The following is a 14,988-nucleotide window of genomic DNA, read 5'->3' as shown; positions in this document are numbered from 1 at the left end:
GTCGTGTTCGACTTCCTCCAGGGGTACGACCTGCTCGGAGCCTTCTGGGTGACGGTGCAGCTCACCGTCTACTCCGCGATCGGCTCCCTCGTCTGGGGGACGCTGCTGGCCGCGATGCGCGTCAGCCCCGTCCCCCTCATGCGGGGCTTCGGCACCGCCTACGTCAACATCGTCCGCAACATCCCTCTCACCGTCATCATCGTCTTCACCTCGCTCGGCCTCTTCCAGACCCTCGGAGTCAGCCTCGGCGCCGACCGGTTCACCACCATCAACTTCCGGCTCGCCGTCCTCGGCCTCACCGCCTACACCAGCGCGTTCGTCTGCGAGGCCCTGCGCTCCGGCATCAACACCGTCCCCCTCGGACAGGTCGAGGCCGCCCGCGCCATCGGACTGAACTTCCCCCAGGTCCTGCGCCTGATCGTGCTCCCGCAGGCCTTCCGCTCCGTCGTCGGCCCGCTCGCCAACGTCCTCATCGCCCTCACCAAGAACACCACCGTGGCCGCCACCATCGGCGTCGCCGAGGCGGCCCTGCTGATGCGCGAGATGATCGAGAACGAGGCCCAGCTCCTCCTCATCTCCGTGACCTTCGCCGTCGGCTTCCTCTGCCTCACCCTGCCCACCGGGCTCCTCCTCGGCTGGGTGGCCAAGAAGGTGGCGGTGAAGCGGTGAAGGGCCCGAAGGAGAAGCCCACCGTCCTCTACGACGTCCCCGGCCCGCGCGCCCGCCGGCGCGACCTCGTCTGGAGCCTGCTGTTCCTGGTCGGCCTCGCCGCCGTGGTGTGGTGGGTCGTGACGAGCCTCGCCGACAAGAACCAGCTCGAATGGTCCAAGTGGGCGCCCTTCTTCACCGACGCCCGCGTCTGGGAGACGTACATCCTGCCCGCCCTGAAGAACACCGTGATCGCCGCCGCGCTCGCCATGGTCATCGCGCTGCCCCTGGGCGCGCTCCTCGGCATCCTCCGGCTCTCCGACCACCGGTCCGTCCGTGCCGCGGCCGGCACCGTCGTCGAGTTCTTCCGCGCCATCCCCGTTCTGATCCTGATGCTCTTCGCGAACGCCGCCTACTCCGAGTTCACCGACATCAGCCCGGACACCCGCCCCCTGTACGCCGTCGTCACCGGCCTCGTCCTCTACAACGCCTCCGTCCTCGCCGAGGTCGTCCGCGCCGGCATCCTCGCCCTGCCCGCCGGCCAGACCGACGCCGCCAAGGCCATCGGCATGCGCAAGGGCCAGATCATGGCCCACGTCCTCCTGCCGCAGTCCGTCACGGCCATGCTGCCCGCCCTCGTCAGCCAGCTCGTCGTCATCGTCAAGGACACCGCCCTCGGCGGCGCGATGCTCGGCTTCTCCGAACTCCTCGCCTCCGTCCGCCCGATGAGCGCCAACTACGGCGCCAACACGATCGCCTGCTTCACCGTCGTCGCCGTGATCTTCGTCGCCCTCAACTTCGCGCTCACCACCTTCGCCTCCTGGCTCGAACGCCGGCTGCGCCGCGGCAAGAAGTCCACCGGCGCGGTCGTCGGGGTCGAGGCGGTGGAGGAACTGGCGACACCGGGCGAACACCCCGACACGCGCTGAGCCCCCGACCGGGCGAACACCCCGATACGCGCTGAGCCCCCGACCGGGCGAACACCCCGACACGCGCCGGGGCCCATACGGGTGACGCGGCCCATCCGCGCGGCCCGGCGTGCCGAAACACCCACCATGGAAGCCACCGGGAACCCGCGCGAGCCGCACCACGAACCCACCCGCACCGACCGCCTCCTCGCCGCGCTCGGAGGCCTGGTCTCGGCGTACGTCTCCCTGGCCGTCGCGGACCTCGTCGCCGCCCGGGTACGTCCCGAGGCGGGCCCCGTCCCGGCCGTCGGCGGCGCCGTCGTCGACCGGACCCCGGCGGCCCTCAAGGAATGGGCGATCCGCGCCTTCGGCGAGAGCGACAAGACCGTCCTCCAGCTCGGCATTCTGCTCCTCCTCGCCCTCCTCGCCCTCGCGGTCGGGCTGCTCGCTCTGCGCCACCGCCTGCTCGGCACGGCGGCCGTCGCCGCCTTCGGCGTCCTCGGAGCCCTCGCCGCCGTCACCCGCCCCGACTCCGACACCGCCCTGGACGCCGTCCCCTCCCTTGCCGGAGCCGCGGCCGGCGCGCTCCTCCTGTACGTCCTGACCGGTCGGCTCCTCACCCCGCGGCCCGGAACCGCCCGGGCGGACCGGCGCGGCTTCCTCGTCGTCGCCGCCTCCACCGGCCTCGCCGCGACCGGCGCCGCCGCACTCGGCCGCGCGGTCGGCAGCCCCGTACAGGAGAACGCCGCCGCCTCCCGCGCGGCCCTGCGCCTGCCCCGGCCCGATTCCCCCGCACCGGCCGTACCCGCCGGAGCGCAGCTCGACGTCCCCGGCATCAGCCCCTTCGTCACCCCGAACCGCGACTTCTACCGCGTCGACACCGCGCTCATCGTCCCCAAGGTCGACGCCGACCACTGGCGGCTGCGCCTCCACGGCAGCGGGGTCCGCGCGGAACGCACCCTCACCCTGCGGGAGCTCATGGCCCGGCCGACGGTGGAGCGGGACATCACCCTGTGCTGCGTCTCCAACGAGGTCGGCGGTTCGCTCGCCGGCAACGCCCGCTGGCTCGGCGTCCCCCTCGCCGGCCTGCTCCGCGAGGCCGGCGTCCGTCCGCCCTCCGAGGGCGGCCCCGCCGACCAGCTGGTCGCCCGCTCCGTCGACGGCATGACCATCGGCACCCCCGTCGAAGCCGTCATGGACGGCCGCGACGCCCTCCTCGCCTTCGGGATGAACGGCGAACCCCTGCCCTTCACCCACGGTTTCCCCGTCCGCATGGTCGTCCCCGGCCTGTACGGCTACGTCTCCGCCTGCAAATGGATCGAGTCGATCGAGCTCACGACCTTCGACGCGTACGACGCCTACTGGGTCCCGCGCGGCTGGGCGGCGCAGGCCCCCGTCAAGACCCAGTCCCGCATCGACACCCCGCGCCCCTTCGCCCGCCCCGCCGCCGGCACCGTCATGGTCGCCGGGGTCGCCTGGGCCCAGCACCGCGGCATCCGCCGGGTCCAGGTACGGATCGACGACGGCCCCTGGCAGGACGCCCGGCTCGCGGCCGAGGACAGCGCCGACACCTGGCGCCAGTGGGCCCACCCCTGGGCCGCCACCCCCGGCCGCCACACCCTCACCGTCCGTGCCACCGACGGCACCGGCACCACCCAGCCGGAACGCCGCACCGACACCATGCCCGACGGGGCACAGGGGTGGCACTCGGTCGTCGTCACGGTCGAAGGAGGGTGATCCCGGCGCCGGCGCGCGATCAGAACCAGTGCAGGCAGTGCGGGGAACGCTCGCCGCGGAACAGGGCGTCGGCGCGTGCGGCCGCGCCGGGGTGGTGGGCCCGGACGTGCCCGGCGCGCACCAGGGTGCTCGGGGCGGTGCCGCCGAGGTAGACCGCGCCCAGGTCCCGTACGTCCAGGGAGAGATCGGGCTCCCGGTCCGTCGGGACGCACTCCGCCTTGCCGTCCCGGACGGTCAGCAGGTGGCGGCCGTGCTCGCCGAGGAACGGGTCCTCCACGTCGAGGACGAGCTCGCCGTCCGTGAACCAGCCGCGCGCGGTCAGCGCGCCCGGCACGTCGAGCAGCCGGACCCAGAGCCAGTCGGTGTCCTTGCTCACCTCACCGGCGCGGAAGTCCGCCAGCTGCAGGCGCAGCGGATGCCCGGGCGGGACGTGCTTGAACACGACCGTACTGATCAGGTCGTGTTCGAGCACGAACCGGGCCAGAGCCGTGAAGACGGCGTCGTCGCAGACGATCGTCTCGTCGACGGTCAGGGTGCGGTCCTCACCGATGGCGTAACTGGCGTACCCGTCCGGGGTTCCGTCGGCGTCCCGGTGGACGGCGACGTAACGCGGCGCCGGAGCGATCGGGGGCTGCCCCGCCCGCAGGGCCCACCAGCGGGGCGGCCGGGACAGCGCGCCGGGCTGCGTGCGGCGGTACCGGTCGTAGACCGCTTCGAGGATCTCCCCGCACTCGGCGCGCCGCAGCACCTCGACCGAGCCGGCGTCCGCCCCCGCCGCCGTGACACCGGCCGTCCCGAGTGCCCGGGGCGGGGCGAGCGCGGCCTGCCGGCGCGGTACGGTCAGCCGCTGCGTGTAGGTCGCCGGGCCGTAGCCGAACCTGCCGTAGATCGTGGCCTCGGAGGCCAGCAGCACGGAGAGGAAGTCCCCCCGGGCCCGCAGCTCGGTGAGCTGGTGCCGCATCATCGCACTGAGCACGCCGCGGCGCCGGTGCGAGGGCAGCACACCGACGGCGGTCACTCCGCCGACCGGGACGAGGACGTCACCGGGCAGGGTGAGCTCGAAGGAGTACGAAGCGGCGGTGCCGACGGGCCGCCCGTCCCGCGCCAGGGCGAACAGGCCACGTTCCATCTCGAGCGCCGACCACCAGACGCCTCCACCGTCCTCGGCCGGCGTTTCGGGGAAGAGCCCGAACGCGGTGTGCATCGTGTCGACGAAGACACGGAGGTCCTGGTCGGTCGTGGGACGGATCTCCATCGGTACTGCTGCCTCCCCGGAACACCGGCACCACCACCCGCGGCGCCCCGCACAGTGCAGTCCCGTCCCGGGGCCGGGTCAAACGATTTTCCGCTCCGGAACGGGGACCGGCGGCGTAACGAACCGGTTCCACCGGTCCGTTCGCGGCGCGCATGAGGGAGACTGCTTCCGTGCGTGGACATCTGCCGGACGAGAACCCCGGTTTCGTGGGGCGCCGCACGGAACTGGAGCGCGTCTCCGCCGCGTTGGCGGACCACCGACTCGTCACCGTGACCGGCGTCGGGGGAGTCGGGAAGACCCGGCTCGCGCTGCGCGCCGCGCACCGCGCCGCCGACGGACACCCGGACGGCGCCTGGTGGACCGACCTCTCCCAGCTCGACGGCGACCGGCTCCTCGTCCCGCTCGTCGCCGACTCCGTCGACCTCGCCGACCACACCCCCGGCATGGCCGCCACCGGACTCTGCCGCCGCCTCGCCGACGCCCGGCTGCTCCTCGTCCTCGACTCCTGCGAGCACCTCGCCGAACCCTGCGCCCGGCTCGTCACCGAACTCCTCGCCGCCGCCCCCGGCCTCACCGTCCTCGCCACCAGCCGCCGCCCCCTCGGCGTCCGGGGGGAGCGGGCCGTCGCCCTCGACCCGCTGCCGCCCGCCGGACGCGACGCCCTGGAACTCCTCCGCCGGGCCGCCGGCGAGGACCTCCCCGCCGCCGGACCCGCCGGCGAGATCTGCGTACGCCTGGAGGGCATCCCGCTCGCCCTGGAACTGGCCGCCGCGCAGATCCGCCTCCAGGGCGCCGAAGCCGTCCGCGACCAGCTCGGCACCCGCCTCGACGCCCCGCCGGGCGCCCGCTTCGACCTGCTCGCCCACACCGAGCGGGTCTGGCCGAGCCGCCACCAGACCCTGCGCGCCGCCATCGGCTGGAGCCACGAGCTGAGCACCCCCCTCGAACGCCTCCTCTGGGCCCGGCTCTCCGTCTTCCGCGGCCCCTTCGACCTCGCCTCCGCGACCGCCGTCTGCGCCGGCGGCCCCCTCGACCGCGCGACCCTGCCCGGCGCGCTCGACGGCCTCGTCCGCTCCTCCGTGGTCCGTCCGCCGGACGCCGCCGGCAGGCTCCGCATGCTCGACACCATCCGCGAGTACGGGGCGACCTGGCTGGACCGCACCGGCGAGACCGCGACGGTCGCCGAACGGCACGCCGCCCACTTCCGGGGCCTGGCCCGCCGGGCCGAGACCGCATGGCACGGCGCCCGCCAACTCCGCTGGCACCGGACCGTCGACGCGCACCACGCCGACCTGCGCACCGCCCTGGACCGGCTGCTGCGCACCGACCCCGACGCCGCCCTCGACCTCGTCGGGTCCGTCGCCTTCGCCTGGTCCTGCCGAGGCCGCCTCCACGAGGCCCGCGACGGCCTCGAACAGGCCCTCCTCAGTGGGACCCGGGGCCGCGCCCGGGCCCGCGCCCTGTGGGCCCTCGGCGTCACCCTGGTCCTGCAGGGCGAGCCCGGCCCCGCGCAGGAGGTGAGCGAGCGCTGCGCCCGCGAGGCCAGGTACGCGGAGCACGTCGAGCCCTCGCCGTACGAGGGAGCTCCTCACGGCGACCGCGACCGGCCCGGCGACCTCACCCTCGACGCCGCCGCCCTCGCCGGGCTCATCGCCCTGACCACCGGCCGGCCGATGGCCGCGTACGTCGTCGTGGGCCACGTCCTCGACGCCGCCCGGGGCGGCCCCGCCGACTCCGCCGCCCGCCTCCGCTGCCGGCTCGTGCGGGTCTTCGCCCTCACCGGCCTCGGCCGCCTCGCCGAGGCCCGGCAGCGGGCGCTCCGGCTGCGCGCCCGGTGCGAGGAGCTCGACGAGCACTGGATCCGCACGGCCCTCGAGTACCAGCTCGCCCTCACCGGCCTCCTGGAGGGCGATCCGGCGGCCGCCGCCGGCCACGCCCGCGCCATGCTCGAAGGCACCCGCGGCCTCGGCGCGAGCCTCGGCGTTGCCCTCGGCCTCGACGTCCTCGCCACCGCCCTCGCGGCGGCCGGGGACGGCGAGCGCGCCGCCGACGTGAGCGGCACGGGTGAGGCGTACTGGCGCTCCACCGGCCAGCCCCGGCGCGGGCTGCCCGGCCTGCGGGCCCTGCGCGAGAAGTACGCGGACACCGCGAGGGCGACGATCGGCGAACCGGCCTACGAGGAGATCTTCGTCCGCGCCCTCACGGGCCCCCCACAGGCCGGCCTCGACCGCGCCCTGCGCGTCCCCCGACAGGGCTGGGGGGACGAACCCGCGCCGAGACCCCGGCAGGCCTGAGGGGCCGGGCGGACCCGATGGGAACAGGTCCGGCGAGAACGGGCCCGGCGGAGGCGGACCCCGCGGTCCTGCCGGAGCAGGCCACGACCCGGTCCGTCGGCTCGGCCGACTCCGGCGGCTCCGCAGGCTCGGTCGAATCCGCCGGCTCGGTCGGCTCGGTCGACTCGGTCGGCTCCGCGGCCTCCGCCGCCGACACCCCCTGGCCGGGGCCCGAGACCCCGCAGGGCGGGCGGGGGCCGCTGCACGGCGCGCCGGGGCCCGGCCCGGACCCGACCCCGATCTCCGTCCCGACGACCAGTCAGGTCTCGACGGAGACGCTGCGGCGGACGACTCGCGCGGAGATCGTCAACCGGGCCAAGAAGTGGGTCGCCGCACAAGTCCCGTACTCCATGGAGAAGTACTGGTCGGACGGGTACCGCCAGGACTGCTCCGGCTACATCTCCATGGCCTGGAACCTGCGCAGCAACGAGTGGACCGGCAGCCTCGACCGCTTCGCCGAGCGGATCGGCCGCACCGAGCTCCAGCCCGGCGACATCCTGCTCTTCCACAACCCGGCCAACCCGACCCGCGGCTCGCACGTCACGATCTTCGGCGGCTGGACCGACTACACCCACACCTCCTACATCGCCTACGAGCAGACGAAGCCGCGCACGCGGAAGCAGGCGACGCCCATGGCGTACTGGGAGAACTCCGACCGGTACGTGCCCTACCGCTACAAGGGCGTGGTCAGCGGCAGCACGGGCGGCGGGGCGGAGCCCACGGTGGCGACGCCGTTCCCGGGGGCGGGGAAGTTCGGCCCGGGCGCGGACAACGCGTACGTCACCCAGCTCGGGCAGCTCCTCGTCGAGCGCGGCGGCCGGAAGTTCTACAGCCAGGGCCCCGGCCCGAAGTGGGGGGAGGCGGACCGCAGGGCCACCCAGGCGTTCCAGCTCGCGCAGGGCTGGAGGGGCGCGGAGGCGGACGGGCTGCCCGGGCCGCACACGTGGCGGCTCCTGGTGGCCGGCGGGGGCAAGGACATCGGCGGTTCGAGTGGTTCGAGCGGCCCGAGCGCGAATGCGACGAGGTTTCCCGGGCGTGGCTACTTCCGTCCGGGCCAATCCAACGCATATGTGGAGAAGCTGGGCAAACAACTGGTGAAGCGGGGCTTCGGCAAGCACTACCTGTCGGGACCCGGTCCGCGCTGGACGGAGGCGGACCGCCGCAACGTCGAGGCGTTCCAGCGGGCACAGGGCTGGCGCGGCGGAGCGGCCGACGGCTACCCGGGCCCGGAGACCTGGCGGCGTTTGTTCCGATGACCCCGAGAGCATGAGGTGGACCCCGAATGACGGCATCGACCCCGAACCCCGCGGACTCCGGCGCGGCGGCCTCGCGTGACGCGGCCCGCACGGCCAGACGCCTGACGGACGGCACCCTCCCGCGCACGTCCCCACCGGACAAGGACCGCCCCCTGCCCACCCCGAAACCGGACCGGGGGCCGGGTACGGGGTCGGGCACGGCACAGGGGGCCCCGTCGGGGCCGGCGCCGGGTGGAACGGGGGAGCCGCCGACGGGACCCGCCGTGGCGGGGCTTGTGTCCGGTACGGCGCCGGTTCCGACGGAGCCTGTGTCGGGCTCGGGGGCGGCGGTCTCCGCCGGGTCGGCGCCCGGGGCAGGCGCCCCGGCTCCGACCGGTCCCGCGCCCACGTCGGGAACGGCGGTTCCCGACGGGCCGGTGCCTGCTTCGGGGGCGGGGGCTTCGGCCGGTCTCGGACCTGGTTCGGGGGCGGGGGTTTCGACCGGTCTCGCGCCCGCCTCGGAGGCGGGGGCTTCTGCCGGTCTCGCGCCCGGGGCGGGGGCGGCGGCTTCGGCCGGTCTCGCGCCCGGCTCCGGGGCAGCGGTCTCCACCGGGCCCGCGGCCGGCTCGGGGGCGGGGGTTTCCGCCGGGTCCGTGGCCGGGACGGGTGCCCCGGTCCCGACCGGGCCCGCGCCCGCCTCAGAGGTGTCGGTCCCGACCGGGCCCGCGTCCGCCCCAGCGGCGTCGGTCCCGACCGGGCCCGCCTCCGGCGAGGGGTCTGCCGTCGCGAGTGGTTCCGCCCCCGGTACGCCGACGGCGCCCCCGCCGCCGGCCCCCGACCGCCCCGCCGAAGAGGTCGCCGACGAGAGCGGCGACGGCGACAAGGCTTCCGTCCCGACCCCCGCCCCCGGCCCGGCCGCGGCCCCCGCCGTGCTCGACCTCCGGCGGATCAGTGGGGCGCGGGTCGGTACCGTCGCGGTGCCCGTCGCCGCCGTGGTGCGGGTGGCGCGGCGGAAGAACGTGATCGGGACCGAGACCACCGGCTCCATCCCGGTGCACCTGCTCTTCCGGGACGAGCCGGAGGCCGCCGTCCACGTCGCGGCGGGCGACGACAAGGGGCCCGACACGATCTCCATGGCCGCGCCGACCCCGCCGGCGGTGGGCCGCAAGCCCGCCATCCCGGCCCCGTCGAAGGTCCAGGCCGCCCCGGCCAAGCCGGACCCCGAGCCCCGGACCGAGCCGAACTCCCAGGCGAAGTCGCACTCCACGCCACCGCCCAAGGCCCCGGCCCGCCCGCAACCCGGGGACAGGCCGAAGGTCGCCGCGTCCCGTCCCGCCCCCACCGCCGATCCCGCGCTGGTGGAGCGGCCGGCGTCGGTGCTGCCCGGGTGGGTCGGGGTGGTCGCCGGGGTGCTGGCGATCGCCTGGTGCGCGGGGGTCGTGTGGTGGGTCGGGGCGGTGCCCGCCGAGGCGGCGCGGATGCTGCGGCTGCCGACGCGCCCGTACAACGGCATCCCTCTCGGTCAGTGGGCCCTCCTGGCCCTGGGCGTGGTGCTCGCCCTGTTCGCGCTGGGCGGTCTCGGCCGTGGCCGGGTCGGGTACGCCTGGGTGCTGTCCCTGTTCGGCGACTACCGCGGCACGGTCCGCCGTACGGGCCTGGTGTGGGTCAGCCCGCTGCTGCTCCGCCGTCGGGTGGACGTCCGGCTGCGGCACTGGCGCAGTGAGCCGCTGTCGGCGGTGGACGCGAAGGGCACCGCGCTCGACGTGACCGTCCTGGTGGTGTGGCGGGTGCGGGACACGGTCCGGGCGGTGCTCGGGGTCGACGGGCACGAGGACTACCTGCGGGAGCAGGTGGAGGCGGCGATGGCCCGGGTGCTGTCGCAGCTTCCGGCGGACGCGTTCCACGAGGACGCCCCGACGCTGCGGGACGCGGAGGCGGTCGGCGAGGCCCTGACGCGGATGCTGTCGGCGGAGTGCGCGCCGGTCGGCGTGGACGTGTTCTCGGCGCAGCCGACGCGCATCGAGTACGCGCCGGAGGTGGCGGCGGCGATGCGTCGGCGCCGGATCGCGGCGATCGACGCGAAGCACCGGGACAGCGTGCTGACCTCGGTGGTGGACGCGGTGGACGACGTGGTCCACCGACTGACCAGTCGTGGTCTGGTGGAGCTGGACGACTACGAGCGCAAGGCGCTGGTCAAGGACCTGACGGTGGCGTTCTACACGGGCAGGACGGGGCCGGTGGAGGGGGCGTGAGAGGGATGGACATGCCCGACGTCCGTCCATACCTTGGTACTTGGTCCAGACCAAAGAACGAGTGAAGCAGTACCGTACGCGCGCGCACGGCCCAAAGGAACTCCCCCACGTTCTCCTGGAGCGACAGCATGCGCAAAAAGTCAGTCGGGGCGGCGGTGGTGGCGCTCGGCGTCGCCGGCGCCACCCTCCTGGGCACCGGCACCGCCGGCAGCCACGGCTACACCGACTCGCCGATCAGCCGTCAGAAGCTCTGCGCCAACGGCACCGTGACGAACTGCGGCCCCATCCAGTGGGAGCCGCAGTCGGTCGAGGGCCCGAAGGGCTTCCCCGCCGCCGGTCCCGCCGACGGAAGGATCTGCTCCGCCGGGCTGTCGCAGTTCGCGCAGCTCGACGACCCGCGCGGCGGCGCCTGGCCCGCCACCCGGCTCACGGCGGGGCAGAGCTACGGCTTCCGCTGGCAGTTCACCGCCCGCCACCGCACCACCGACTTCAGGTACTACATCACCAGGAACGGCTGGGACCCGACGCAGAAGCTGACGCGGGCCGCGCTCGACCCCCAGCCGTTCCTGACCGTCCCCTACAACAACCAGCAGCCGCCGGCGACGCTCTCGCACTCCGGGACGATCCCGGCGGGCAAGACGGGCCGGCATCTGATCCTGGCGGTGTGGACGATCGCGGACACCGCGAACGCCTTCTACGCCTGCTCGGACGTCACGTTCTGACGGTTCAGTTCTGACGAACCGTCAGTTAAAGTCCGGCCCATGAGGAGCGCGGACACCGTTGCGGAGCTCGTACGGCGCCAGTGGGGCGACCACCGGACCGGCCTGAGGGACGAGCACCACACCCTCACCCACCACCAGGTCGCCGCCGGCGCCGCCGCGCGGGCCGCACTGCTCGTGGACCTGATGCCACCCGTGCCGAGGGGCGAGCCACACCTCGGCATCCTGCTCGACAACACGCCGGAGTACCCGCTCTGGCTCAGCGCGGCGGCCCTCGCGGGGGCCGCCGTCGCCGGGATCAACCCCACCCGGCGCGGCCCCGAACTCGCCCGGGACATCCTCCACACCGAGTGCCGGGTCCTCGTGACCCAGCGCGCCCACCTGCCGCTCCTCGACGGGCTCGCGCTGCCGGGCCTGCGGATCCTGGTCACGGACACCGAGGCCTACCGGGAACTCCTCGCCCCCTACGGGAACGCCCGGCCGGGAGACGCCACCCTCGGCCCCGTACGCCCCGACAGCCGCTTCCTGCTCTCCTTCACCTCCGGTTCGACGGGCGCGCCGAAGGCGGCCCTGTGCAGTCAGGGGCGGCTCGCGGCAGCCGGCGCCTCGCTCGTCGCCCACTTCTCCGTCCGCCGGGACGACGTCCACTACGTCTGCATGCCGATGTTCCACGGCAACGCCGTGATCGCCGACTGGGCGCCCGCGCTCGCCGCCGGGGCCGGGGTGGCGCTGCGGGCCCGCTTCTCGGCCTCCCGCTTCCTCCCCGACGTACGCCGCTTCGGCGCCACGTACTTCACCTACGTGGGCCGGGCCGTGCAGTACCTGCTCGCCACCCCGCCCGGCCCCGACGACCGCGCGCACCCGCTGCGGCTCGGCTTCGGCACGGAGGCGGGGGCGGTGGACGCGGCCCGCTTCCGGGAGCGCTTCGGGGTCCCGCTCGTGGAGGGATACGGCTCCTCGGAGGGCGGCGCGGCGATCCAGCGGACCCCGGACACGCCGACGGGCGCGATCGGCCGGGCGGCACCCGGCGACGACCTGGCGGTCATCGCCGCCGACACCGGTGAGGAGTGCGCCCCGGCCCGCTTCTCGCCCACCGGCCGGCTCCTCAACGCCGCCGAGGCGGTCGGCGAGCTCGTCAACCGGGGCCGCTCGCCCTTCGAGGGCTACTGGCGCAACCCCGAGGCGGAGGCGGCCCGGCTGCGCGGCGGCTGGTACTGGACCGGCGACCTCTTCTACCGGGACGCGGACGGCTTCCTCTACTTCGCGGGCCGTACGGACGACCGTCTGCGGGTCGACGGCGAGAACCTGGCCGCGGCGATGATCGAGAACATCCTCGCCCGCTGGGACCGGGCGGCGGGGGTCGCCGTCTACGCGATACCCGACCCGGTGACGGGCGACCAGGTCATGGCGGCGCTGGCCCTGCGGGAGGGCGCGGACTTCCAGCCGGCGGCCTTCGCCGACTTCCTGGCCGCCCAGCCGGACCTGGGCACGAAGATGGCGCCGCGCTTCGTCCGCGTCCTGCCCGCACTGCCGCTGACCGCCACCAACAAGATCCACCGGGTCGCCCTGCGCCGGGCCTCGTTCCGCTGCCCGGACCCCGTCTGGTGGCGCCCCGCCCCCGACGCCCCCTACGAGCCCCTGACCCGGGCGGCGCTCGACACCCTCCGTGCCCACTACACCCGGCACGGCCGCCCCGAGGCGTACGGCTAGACGCCCCCACGGGCCACCAGTCCGCTCCAAGGGGCGCGGACCATCTCAAACAGGCGCACCTGAGGCCCGGAGGCCGCTCGGGGGTAGGGCCGGCCCTACCCCCCGTACGCCCTCCAGGGCCATGGTCCCGCCCCGCCCGCCGGCCCTACCGTGGGCGCCATGGAACCCCGTACGCCCTGGCAGGCACTCGCCAGATCCCGGTATCCGCGCAGCTCCTGGCCGTGGCGCTCCGCCGGGTACCTGGCCGGCGGAGGAGTCGTGGGAGCCCTCGCCTGTGCCGTGCTCCTGGTGCTCGGGGTGTTCTCGCTGTTCCTCGTCGGGCTGCCGCTGCTCCTCCTCGCCGGGCTCGCCCTCGGCCGGGCCGAGCGCCTGCGGCTCCGTCTCGCCGACCTGGACCCCGTCCCCGACCCGCACCGCGTCCCCGCCGCGCCCGGCCTGGCCGCCTGGCTCCGGACCCGGGTGACGGAGCAGGCCACCTGGCGGGAGCTCGCGTACGCCCTGCTGCTCGCCACCGTCCTGTGGCCGCTCGACCTCCTCGCCCTCGCCGTGGGCGTCGGTCTGCCCCTCGCCCTCCTCGGCACGCCCTTCCAGCTCGCCGCGGACGGCCACGAGGTCAAGGTCGTCAAGGCGTATCTGGTCACCTCCTATCCGGAGGCCCTCGCCGCCGCCCTCGTCGGCGCCGTCCTCCTCGTCGCCCTCGCCTACCCCCTCGCCGCCGTCGCCGGGGCCCGCGCCGCCCTCGCCCGCGCCCTGCTCACCCCGCGCGAGACCGAGCGGCCGGGCGCGATCGGCGAGGTCATCGCCTCCCGCGCCCGGCTCGTCGACGCCTTCGAGGCCGAGCGGCGCCGCATCGAGCGCGACCTGCACGACGGGGCCCAGCAGCGCCTGGTGGCCCTCACCATGACCCTGGGCCTGGCCCGGCTCGACGCCCCGCCCGGCGGCCCGCTCGCCGAGCAGCTGGCGAAGGCCCACGCGGAGGCCGGGCAGGTCCTGACGGAGCTCCGCGAGCTGATCCACGGCATCCACCCGCAGGTCCTCGCCGACTACGGACTCGGCCCGGCGCTCGCCGACGCCGCCGACCGCTCGGCCGTCCCGGTCGACACCGACGTCGACGCGCTGCCCCGGCTGCCCGCGAGCGTGGAGAGCGCCGCGTACTTCGCCGGCTGCGAGGCCCTCGCCAACATCGGCAAGCACAGCGGCGCCCGCCGGGCGCGGGTCACCGCCCGGCACACCGGCGGCGCCCTGCGGCTCGACGTCGAGGACGACGGGCACGGCGGCGCGGACCCGGCCCGGGGCTCCGGCCTCACCGGGCTGGCCGACCGGATCGCCGTCCTCGATGGCACACTGACGATCATGAGCCCGCCGGGCGGGCCGACCCTCCTGAGAGTGGAGATCCCGTGTCCCGCACTGCCGACAGGCTCCGCGTCGTCCTCGCCGAGGACAGCGTCCTCCTCCGGGAGGGACTGATCGGGCTCCTGGCCCGGTTCGGTCACGAGGTGGTCGCCGCCGTCGGTGACGCCGACGCGCTGCGCGAGGCGGTCGCCGTCCACGAGCCCGACATCGTCGTGACCGACGTCCGGATGCCGCCCGGCTTCCAGGACGAGGGCCTGCGCGCGGCGGTCGCGCTCCGCGCCGAGCGGCCGGCCCTGCCGGTCCTGGTCCTCAGCCAGTACGTGCAGCGCAGCTACGCCGCCGATCTCCTCGACGCGGGCGACGGCACCGGCGTCGGCTACCTCCTGAAGGACCGGGTCGGGCAGGTGGAGGAGTTCGCGGACGCCCTGGCCCGGGTCGCGGCCGGCGGCACGGTCGTCGACCCGGAGGTCGTACGGCAGCTGCTGCGCCGGCACCGGGATCCGCTGGAGGCGCTGACCCCGCGCGAGCGCGAGGTCCTGGGTCTCGTCGCGGAGGGCCGCTCCAACGGGGCGATCGCCCGCCGTCTGGTCGTGACCGAGGCCGCCGTCGGCAAGCACATCGGCAACATCCTGGCGAAGCTGGACCTGCCGCCGGCCGAGGACAGCCACCGCCGGGTCCTCGCGGTCCTCACGTACCTCCGGGCATGACGAGAAGGCCCCCTCACCGAGGTGAGGGGGCCTTCCCTGTCTGTGCGCCGCCAGGGACTCGAACCCCGGACCCGCTGATTAAGAGTCAGCTGCTCTAACCAACTGAGCTAGCGGCGCCTGCTGACAGAGAA

General features: G+C 75.1%; 10 protein-coding genes, 1 tRNA gene and 1 pseudogene. 10 read left to right on the top strand and 2 right to left on the bottom strand.

What is annotated here, in order from left to right:
* Window positions 1–3: 3 nt before the first annotated feature.
* The 3 genes from ABZ318_RS12860 (at window position 4) to ABZ318_RS12850 (ending at window position 3,293) form a co-directional block, all read left to right on the top strand.
* Entirely contained in the window at window positions 4–669 is a 666-nt protein-coding gene (locus tag ABZ318_RS12860) for an amino acid ABC transporter permease (protein WP_356902497.1), read from the top strand.
* Entirely contained in the window at window positions 666–1,577 is a 912-nt protein-coding gene (locus ABZ318_RS12855; RefSeq protein ID WP_356902496.1) for an amino acid ABC transporter permease, read from the top strand. The genes ABZ318_RS12860 and ABZ318_RS12855 overlap by 4 nt, the downstream gene beginning before the upstream one ends.
* A 126-nt stretch (window positions 1,578–1,703) precedes the next feature.
* A complete protein-coding gene (locus tag ABZ318_RS12850; protein WP_356902495.1) occupies window positions 1,704–3,293 on the top strand; it encodes a molybdopterin-dependent oxidoreductase in 1,590 nt (529 codons plus the stop codon).
* Between the two features lie 19 nt (window positions 3,294–3,312).
* Here the strand turns inward: ABZ318_RS12850 and ABZ318_RS12845 are convergent, their stop codons facing one another.
* The gene (locus tag ABZ318_RS12845; protein ID WP_356902494.1) at window positions 3,313–4,548 is read right to left on the bottom strand and encodes a GNAT family N-acetyltransferase; all 1,236 of its coding nucleotides are present in this window, start codon (window positions 4,546–4,548) and stop codon (window positions 3,313–3,315) included.
* 170 nt (window positions 4,549–4,718) lie between these two features.
* On the opposite strand from ABZ318_RS12845, the gene ABZ318_RS12840 reads away from it, so the two are divergent.
* The 7 genes and pseudogenes from ABZ318_RS12840 to ABZ318_RS12810 all read left to right on the top strand — a co-directional run bounded on the left by ABZ318_RS12840 (window position 4,719) and on the right by ABZ318_RS12810 (window position 14,857).
* The gene (locus ABZ318_RS12840) at window positions 4,719–6,842 is read left to right on the top strand and encodes an NB-ARC domain-containing protein (protein WP_356902493.1); all 2,124 of its coding nucleotides are present in this window, start codon (window positions 4,719–4,721) and stop codon (window positions 6,840–6,842) included.
* Between the two features lie 17 nt (window positions 6,843–6,859).
* Window positions 6,860–8,137, top strand: a complete 1,278-nt coding sequence (locus ABZ318_RS12835; protein ID WP_356902492.1) for a peptidoglycan-binding protein — start codon at window positions 6,860–6,862, stop codon at window positions 8,135–8,137.
* A gap of 986 nt (window positions 8,138–9,123) precedes the next feature.
* Window positions 9,124–10,368 (top strand): annotated as a pseudogene (locus ABZ318_RS12830) (SPFH domain-containing protein); the annotation flags it as partial.
* 128 nt (window positions 10,369–10,496) lie between these two features.
* Window positions 10,497–11,090: a lytic polysaccharide monooxygenase gene (locus ABZ318_RS12825; protein ID WP_356902491.1), complete on the top strand. Its 594-nt coding sequence runs from the start codon at window positions 10,497–10,499 to the stop codon at window positions 11,088–11,090.
* A 39-nt stretch (window positions 11,091–11,129) separates the two neighbouring features.
* Window positions 11,130–12,797, top strand: a complete 1,668-nt coding sequence (locus tag ABZ318_RS12820; protein ID WP_356902490.1) for an AMP-binding protein — start codon at window positions 11,130–11,132, stop codon at window positions 12,795–12,797.
* Between the two features lie 159 nt (window positions 12,798–12,956).
* Window positions 12,957–14,264, top strand: coding sequence for a sensor domain-containing protein (locus tag ABZ318_RS12815; protein WP_356902489.1), 1,308 nt, complete (start codon window positions 12,957–12,959; stop codon window positions 14,262–14,264).
* Window positions 14,195–14,857 (top strand): response regulator transcription factor, encoded by a 663-nt coding sequence (locus ABZ318_RS12810; protein WP_093875947.1) that lies wholly within the window; start codon window positions 14,195–14,197, stop codon window positions 14,855–14,857. Before ABZ318_RS12815 ends, ABZ318_RS12810 begins: the two co-directional genes overlap by 70 nt.
* A 43-nt stretch (window positions 14,858–14,900) precedes the next feature.
* Here the strand turns inward: ABZ318_RS12810 and ABZ318_RS12805 are convergent.
* A tRNA-Lys gene (locus ABZ318_RS12805) sits at window positions 14,901–14,974 on the bottom strand.
* Window positions 14,975–14,988 lie beyond the last annotated feature (14 nt).

The sequence above is a fragment of the Streptomyces sp. NPDC006197 genome, assembly GCF_040613865.1.
In the GTDB taxonomy this organism is placed as follows: Bacteria; Actinomycetota; Actinomycetes; order Streptomycetales; family Streptomycetaceae; genus Streptomyces.
Note: the sequence above shows the minus strand (reverse complement) of the source record. Positions and strands in the feature narration are given on the sequence as shown.

Excerpts from the sequence above, each read along its gene's own strand:
- ABZ318_RS12850 (WP_356902495.1), top strand. The coding sequence starts at position 1,704 with ATGGAAGCCACCGGGAACCCGCGCGAGCCGCACCACGAACCCACCCGC.
- ABZ318_RS12845 (WP_356902494.1), bottom strand. The coding sequence starts at position 4,548 with ATGGAGATCCGTCCCACGACCGACCAGGACCTCCGTGTCTTCGTCGAC.
- ABZ318_RS12835 (WP_356902492.1), top strand. The coding sequence starts at position 6,860 with ATGGGAACAGGTCCGGCGAGAACGGGCCCGGCGGAGGCGGACCCCGCG.
- ABZ318_RS12825 (WP_356902491.1), top strand. The coding sequence starts at position 10,497 with ATGCGCAAAAAGTCAGTCGGGGCGGCGGTGGTGGCGCTCGGCGTCGCC.
- ABZ318_RS12820 (WP_356902490.1), top strand. The coding sequence starts at position 11,130 with ATGAGGAGCGCGGACACCGTTGCGGAGCTCGTACGGCGCCAGTGGGGC.
- ABZ318_RS12815 (WP_356902489.1), top strand. The coding sequence starts at position 12,957 with ATGGAACCCCGTACGCCCTGGCAGGCACTCGCCAGATCCCGGTATCCG.